Here is a 6782-nt window from a genome sequence, read left to right as displayed (position 1 = left end):
GTGTGGACGCGGGTCCCGCGCAGCGAGGGCGCGGTCTACGCGCGCCGCATCGCCGGCACGATGCTGGGCGCGGGCGCACTGGTGCTGGCGCTGTTCGCGTGGAGCATGGCGGGTTGGGGGCCGGGGCGGTGAGCATTGCCATTGGCGTCATGTTCGCGATGATCGGCGTCCTGCTGCTCGCGCTTGCCGGCCCGGTGAGTAGGCTGGCGATCCGCAACATGGAATGGCAACTCAGCCTCATGCGGCGGCCTTGGTTCGTCTGGCACTTTCGCGCTTTCGGCATCATCTTTGCCTTGAGCGGCTTATCCTTGTTTTTCTCGCGTCCGGAGTAATCCCATGTCCCTCACCGAAGCCCGCAAGCAGTACAAGCCGTTCGAATACCCCTGGGCGTTCGAGTTCTGGAAGCGTCAGCAGCAGATCCACTGGATGCCCGAGGAGGTCCCGCTGGGCGAGGATTGCCGCGACTGGGCGCAGAAGCTGACCGATCACGAGCGCAACCTGCTGACCCAAATCTTCCGCTTCTTCACCCAGGCCGACGTCGAGGTGCAGGACTGCTATCACGAGAAATACGGCCGCGTGTTCAAGCCGACCGAGATCAAGATGATGCTGGCCGCGTTCAGCAACATGGAGACGGTCCACATCGCCGCCTATTCGCACCTGCTCGACACGATCGGCATGCCCGAGAGCGAGTACGGCATGTTCCTCGAGTATTCGGAGATGAAGGATAAGCACGACTATCTGCAGCAGTTCGGCGTCGACAATGACCAGGATATTGCCAAGACGCTGGCGATGTTCGGCGGCTTTACCGAGGGTTTGCAGCTGTTCGCTTCGTTCGCGATGCTGATGAACTTCCCGCGCTTCAACAAGATGAAGGGCATGGGGCAGATCGTGTCCTGGTCGGTGCGCGACGAGACGCTGCATTGCGAGGGGATCATCCGCCTGTTCCACGCCTTCTGCGCCGAGCGCGACTGCCTGACGCGCACCGTTCGCGACGACATCGCCGACGTGTGCCAGACGACGGTGCGGCTGGAGGACGCGTTCATCGACCTCGCCTTCGAACAGGGTCCGGTCAACGGCATGGCCCCCAAGGAGATCAAGAAGTACATCCGCTACATCGCCGACTGGCGACTGGGGCAATTGGGCATGAAGCCCATCTACATGATCGACGAGCACCCCCTGCCCTGGCTCGCGCCGCTGCTCAACGGCGTGGAGCACGCGAACTTCTTCGAGACCCGCGCAACGGAATATTCCAAGGCGGCGACCCGCGGCCAGTGGAACGACGTGTGGTCGAGCTTCGACTCGCGCCAGAAGGCGAAACTGCCGCGCGTCGCGAACGAGGAAGCGATGAGCGGAGACATGTTCGCGGCGACCCAGGTGGCGGCGGAATAGGCGCCGAGCCCCGGGGAAGGCGTCGAGGCCGGTGGCCTGACGCCTTCCCCGAACCTCAAGTCTCGTAATGACGCTCCCGGCCGCCTGCCAAGCGACGGCGCGGTCAGGCGGCGGCGGCGTCCTGAAATGCCTGATAGGCATCGGCGATGCCTTCCGACAACCCGATGCGGGCCTGCCACCCCAGCGCGGCGAGCTTCGCGCTCGACATCAACTTGCGGGGCGTGCCGTCCGGCTTCGACACGTCGGCCGTGACCGCGCCCTCGTAACCGACGACCGCGCAGACCAGCCGATAGAGGTCGGCGATCGCGATGTCCTCGCCCGAGCCGATATTGACGTGACCATCGTCGGAATATCGCTGCATCATGAAGACGCAGGCGTCGGCGAGATCGTCGACGTGGAGGAACTCGCGCCGCGGCGTTCCCGTCCCCCACATGGTGATCGACGGCGCACCCGCCAGCCTGGCTTCATGCGCCTTTCGGATCAGCGCGGGCATCACATGACTGGACGACAGATCGAAATTGTCGCCCGGTCCGTAGAGGTTGGTGGGCATCGCGGAAATGTAATCGCGCCCATGCTGCCGGCGATACGCCTGCGCGAGCTTGATCCCGGCGATCTTGGCGATCGCATACCATTCGTTGGTGGGCTCGAGCAGGCCGGTCAGCAGCGCGTCCTCGGTGATCGGCTGGGCCGAGAACTTCGGATAGATGCACGACGAGCCGAGAAACAGCAGCTTGCCGACGTCGGCACGATGCGACGCCTCGATGATGTTCGCCTCGATCATCAGATTGTCGTAGAGGAAGTCGGCCGGATAGCGATCGTTGGCCAGGATCCCGCCCACCTTGGCGGCGGCGAGGAACACCGCGTCGGGCCGCTCGCGCGCGAACCAGGCGCGAACCGCCGCCTGGTCCTTGAGGTCGACCTCGTCTCGGGTGGCGGTCAGGACGTCGCACCCTTCTCGCGCCAGCCGGCGGACGAGGGCGGAGCCCACCATGCCGCGATGTCCCGCGACGTAGACGCGCTTGCCCGCCAGGCTGTAGGTCGGATCGGTCATGGTCTCAGTTCACGCGCTAGCGTCGATCGGGGCGGTGGTCATCACCTCCAGATCGGCGGTCACCATCTCGCGCACCAGGTCCCGCACGGACGTCTCGTGCGACCAGCCCAGCTTCTGCTTCGCCTTGGCGGGATCTCCGATCAGGAGCTCGACCTCGGTCGGTCGGAAATACCGGGGATCTATCGCGACGAGGCAGTCGCCGGTCCTGGCGCAATAGCCCTTTTCATCGACACCCTGCCCCCGCCATTCGAGCGTCATGCCCGCATCGGCGAACGCCCATTCCACGAAGGTGCGCACCGGCGTCGTCTCGCCGGTCGCGAGCACGTAATCGTCCGGCTCGTCCTGCTGGAGCATCAGCCACATGCCCCGGACATATTCGCGCGCATGACCCCAGTCGCGCTTCGCATCGAGATTGCCGAGGTACAGCCTGTGCTGACGACCCAGTTTGATCGCGGCGGCGGCGCGGGTGATCTTGCGCGTCACGAAGGTTTCGCCGCGCAACGGGCTCTCGTGATTGAACAGGATGCCGTTGGATGCGTGCAGTCCATAGGCTTCGCGGTAGTTGACGACGATCCAGTACGCGTACAGCTTGGCGGCGGCATAGGGACTGCGCGGGTAGAAAGGCGTGGTCTCGCGCTGGGGCACTTCCTGCACCAGTCCGTAAAGCTCGGATGTCGACGCCTGATAGAAGCGGGTCTTCTTCTCCATCCGCAATATGCGGATCGCTTCCAGTACCCGCAGGACACCGATACCGTCCGCGTTGGCGGTATATTCGGGCGTCTCGAAACTGACCTGGACATGGCTTTGCGCGGCGAGATTGTAGATCTCGTCGGGCTGCGTGTCCTGCACCAGCCGGATGATGTTGGTCGAGTCCGTCATGTCACCATAATGCAGCGTCAACCGCGGATCGTCGGAATGCGGATCCTGATAGATATCCTCGATCCGACCGGTATTGAAGGACGACGAGCGCCGCTTCAGGCCGTGAACCCGATATCCCTTGGCGAGTAGAAGCTGCGCGAGATAGGCGCCGTCCTGCCCGGTCACGCCCGTGATAAGCGCGGTCTTACCATTCGGCACTACTTCTACCCCCTGTCCTTTTGATATCATGACGGGCTCGTAGCCGTAGCGCAACTTCGATGTAAATGGCCCATCGTCCCAGACCCGGCCCCGCACCCGGTCCCATATCCGGTCAGTGCGGCTTGCCCACTCCGAGGTAGCGGAGGCCCGCGACGCGCGCCTGATCCGCGGCATAGATGTTGCGGAAATCCACAAGTACCGGCGATCGCATCACGGCGCCGATCTCGCGAAGGTCGAGCCCGCGATACTCGTCCCATTCGGTCACGATCACCGCCGCATCGGCGTCCTTCACCGCCGCCATCGGACCGCTGACGAACTCGACGTCGCTAAACATGCGCCGGGCCTGCTCCACACCCTCGGGATCGCAGGCGCGGACATGGGCGCCCGCGTCCTGCAACGCCTGGATGATGTCGATCGCCGGCGAGTCGCGCATGTCGTCCGTATTGGGCTTGAACGTCAGGCCCAGGATCGCGACCGTCTTGCCGCGCACCTCGCCCCCCATGAAACGGATGACCTTGCGACCCATGGCGCGCTTGCGGATGGCATTCACGCTCACCACCGTCTCGACGATCCGCAACGGCGTCTCGTGGCGTTCCGCGGTCTGAAGCAGCGCCAGCGTGTCCTTGGGGAAACATGACCCGCCATAACCCGGTCCGGCGTGAAGGAACTTGCGTCCGATCCTGTTATCGAGCCCGATGCCATAGGACACTTCCTGCACGTCGGCGCCCACCGCCTCGCACAGGTCGGCGATCTCGTTGATGAAGGTGATCTTGGTCGCCAGGAACGCGTTCGCCGCGTATTTGGTCAGTTCCGCAGTCCGCCGGTCGGTGAACAATACTGGAGCCGACTTGTTGAGCGAAAGTGGCCGGTATATGGCGCGCAGGCACGTGGCGGCTTCCGGGTCATTCGTCCCGCATACCACGCGATCGGGGCGCTTAAAGTCCTCGATCGCCGCGCCCTCGCGAAGGAACTCGGGGTTGGAGGCGACGCGGATCGCCCGATCCGGCGCGACCGACCGCACGATCCTCTCGACCTCGTCACCCGTTCCGACCGGGACGGTGGACTTCGTCACGAGCGTGATGTCGTTCGTGGTCGCCCGCGCCACTTCCTCCACCGCCGCATAGACGAAGCTGAGATCGGCGTGGCCATCGCCGCGGCGTGACGGCGTGCCGACGGCGATGAATACCGCGTCGGCATCCCTGACCGCCTCCGTCACGTCCAGGGTAAAGAACAGCCGTCCCGCCCGGACATTGGTCGCGACCAGCGTCTCCAGCCCCGGCTCATAGATCGGCATGCGGCCGGCATTGAGCCCTTCGATCTTCGAGGGGTCCTTGTCCACGCAGACCACATGATGGCCAAAGTCGGAAAAGCAGGCACCGGAGACGAGGCCGACATAGCCTGTGCCGATCATGGCGATGCGCATCGGAAAACCTTTCAAGCCAACAGGGCGACAGCCGTTCGGGAGCAGCTCATACCAGCGCCGCGAAATACGCGATCGTCTTTGTCAGGCCGTCGCGCAACGCTATGGTCGGCGTCCAGTCGAGCTGGTCGCGCGCGCGCGTGATGTCGGGCTGGCGCTGGCGCGGGTCGTCCGACGGCAAGGCCTCATAGGCGATCATCGATCCGGAACCGGTAAGCGCGATCACCTCCTGCGCAAGCTGCAACATCGTGAACTCGCCCGGATTGCCGATGTTGATCGGCCCCGTCACCTCGGGTCCGGAGTCCATCAAGGCCATCAATCCCGTGACCAGATCCGAGACATAGCAGAACGACCGGGTCTGCGTTCCATCGCCGTAGATCGATATGTCGTGCCCACGCAATGCCTGGACGATGAAGTTCGATACGACGCGGCCGTCGTTCGGATGCATCCGGGGACCGTAGGTGTTGAAGATGCGGGCGACCTTGATGGAAAGATTGTGCTGGCGATAATAGTCGAAGAACAGGGTTTCGGCACATCGCTTGCCTTCGTCATAGCAGGAGCGGGTACCGATCGGATTGACATTGCCCCAATATTCTTCCTGTTGCGGGTGAATGGCCGGATCGCCGTAGACTTCCGAGGTCGAGGCCTGGAGCACGGGAATACGCAGGCGCTTGGCGAGGCCGAGCATGTTGATCGCGCCGATCACGCTGGTCTTGGTCGTCTGTACCGGGTCGTGCTGGTAATGGACCGGAGAGGCCGGGCAGGCCATGTTGTAGATCTGGTCCACCTCCACGTAGAGCGGAAACGTTATGTCGTGGCGAAGAAGCTCGAAACGGGTGTTGCCGATCAGATGAGCCACGTTGTGACGGCTGCCGGTGTAGAAGTTGTCGAGGCACAGCACCTCGTCGCCGCGTTCCAGCAAACGCTCGCACAGGTGCGAACCGACGAAGCCCGCCCCTCCCGTGACGAGCACGCGTCGATGCGTCGAGCGCGGAAGTGCCGTTGCCATCATATTCTCCTAGATCGAGGTCCGGTCCTGCGACGCCGCCGCTCCGGGGTGTTCCGGGCCGGGTGCGAAGCGTCCGCATCCAAGCGCATGCCAGGACGATGGCGCGACCGGTCGACATTCAAGGCGGCTGGATCGAAACAGGCAGCCGGACGGGGATGGGGACGACGCATCGCGACGCTGTACCAGCATGACGAGGCCAGACAATCGCGAGCGCCGCGCGATCCCGAGCGCCCCCGGTCAATCCAGCGGCCGGTCCCGCGTTTTCAGTACGGGCGGCAGATACGGCAGCGGCGCTCCTGCCGGTATCCGCGCGATCTCGGCCGCGATCGCCCTTGCCCGCGCGCCGGACGACGAGTGCGTCCCGCCGTGCAGGATGCCGTCGTCGAGGTCGCCGACATCGTGCTGCCAGAACGTCACCGCCAGCTCTGGATCATAGCCGGCGTTGCGCAGCAGCGAGACGCTCAGCTGGTCCGCCGCATCCTCGGTCTCCCGGAACAGCCGTGCGTCGCGGCCGACCTGGCCCAGCAGACCCCAATGGACACCGGCCGCCTCCAGCCGGGCGCGGTGGTGCAGGATGACATGCGACAGTTCGTGCGCGACGATTACCGCGAGCTGGTCGTCGCCGAACCGGGCGAGATAGCGCACGCCGATCTGAACGAGCCGCCCATCCGAATGGGCGATCATCTTGGACCCGAGCAGAACCTCGAACCCCACCCGACATTCGGGAACGGGCGCCAGCGTCACCGTCCGCGAAAGGCCGTCGCGCAGGAGCAGGAGGGCAAGGGGCGCCGACGGAGGCCGCGCGGCGACCAGCGCTACGGCATTGTCGCGCGTGG

7 protein-coding genes are annotated in these 6782 nt (G+C 64.5%); 2 read left to right on the top strand and 5 right to left on the bottom strand.

Annotated features, from left to right (window positions below; all coding sequences use genetic code 11):
- The first annotated feature begins 128 nt into the window (after positions 1-128).
- Positions 129-332: a hypothetical protein gene (locus HUV01_RS10295; RefSeq protein ID WP_174298177.1), complete on the top strand. Its 204-nt coding sequence runs from the start codon at positions 129-131 to the stop codon at positions 330-332.
- A 4-nt stretch (positions 333-336) separates the two neighbouring features.
- Positions 337-1389, top strand: coding sequence for a ribonucleotide-diphosphate reductase subunit beta (locus tag HUV01_RS10290; RefSeq protein WP_174298176.1), 1053 nt, complete (start codon positions 337-339; stop codon positions 1387-1389).
- A gap of 103 nt (positions 1390-1492) precedes the next feature.
- Here HUV01_RS10290 and fcl read toward each other — a convergent pair whose 3' ends face one another.
- From fcl to HUV01_RS10265, 5 genes are all read right to left on the bottom strand, one after another.
- Positions 1493-2440 (bottom strand): GDP-L-fucose synthase, encoded by a 948-nt coding sequence (fcl, locus tag HUV01_RS10285; RefSeq protein WP_174298175.1) that lies wholly within the window; start codon positions 2438-2440, stop codon positions 1493-1495.
- A gap of 9 nt (positions 2441-2449) precedes the next feature.
- The gene (gene gmd / locus HUV01_RS10280) at positions 2450-3517 is read right to left on the bottom strand and encodes a GDP-mannose 4,6-dehydratase (RefSeq protein ID WP_254606558.1); all 1068 of its coding nucleotides are present in this window, start codon (positions 3515-3517) and stop codon (positions 2450-2452) included.
- 112 nt (positions 3518-3629) lie between these two features.
- Positions 3630-4940, bottom strand: coding sequence for a UDP-glucose dehydrogenase family protein (locus HUV01_RS10275; protein WP_174298173.1), 1311 nt, complete (start codon positions 4938-4940; stop codon positions 3630-3632).
- 46 nt (positions 4941-4986) lie between these two features.
- The gene (locus HUV01_RS10270) at positions 4987-5946 is read right to left on the bottom strand and encodes a UDP-glucuronic acid decarboxylase family protein (protein WP_174298172.1); all 960 of its coding nucleotides are present in this window, start codon (positions 5944-5946) and stop codon (positions 4987-4989) included.
- A gap of 237 nt (positions 5947-6183) precedes the next feature.
- Positions 6184-6782, bottom strand: a 599-nt coding sequence (locus HUV01_RS10265) for a M48 family metallopeptidase (protein ID WP_254606556.1), incomplete at its 5' end; no start/stop codon positions are given.

Source organism: Sphingomonas bacterium (assembly GCF_903643035.1).
Taxonomy (GTDB): Bacteria; Pseudomonadota; Alphaproteobacteria; order Sphingomonadales; family Sphingomonadaceae; genus Sphingomonas.
Note: the sequence above shows the minus strand (reverse complement) of the source record. Positions and strands in the feature narration are given on the sequence as shown.

Bases quoted from the DNA above. Each gene is read 5' to 3' on its own strand.
- HUV01_RS10290 (WP_174298176.1), top strand. From the start codon at position 337: ATGTCCCTCACCGAAGCCCGCAAGCAGTACAAGCCGTTCGAATACCCC.
- fcl (WP_174298175.1), bottom strand. From the start codon at position 2,440: ATGACCGATCCGACCTACAGCCTGGCGGGCAAGCGCGTCTACGTCGCG.
- HUV01_RS10275 (WP_174298173.1), bottom strand. From the start codon at position 4,940: ATGCGCATCGCCATGATCGGCACAGGCTATGTCGGCCTCGTCTCCGGT.
- HUV01_RS10270 (WP_174298172.1), bottom strand. From the start codon at position 5,946: ATGGCAACGGCACTTCCGCGCTCGACGCATCGACGCGTGCTCGTCACG.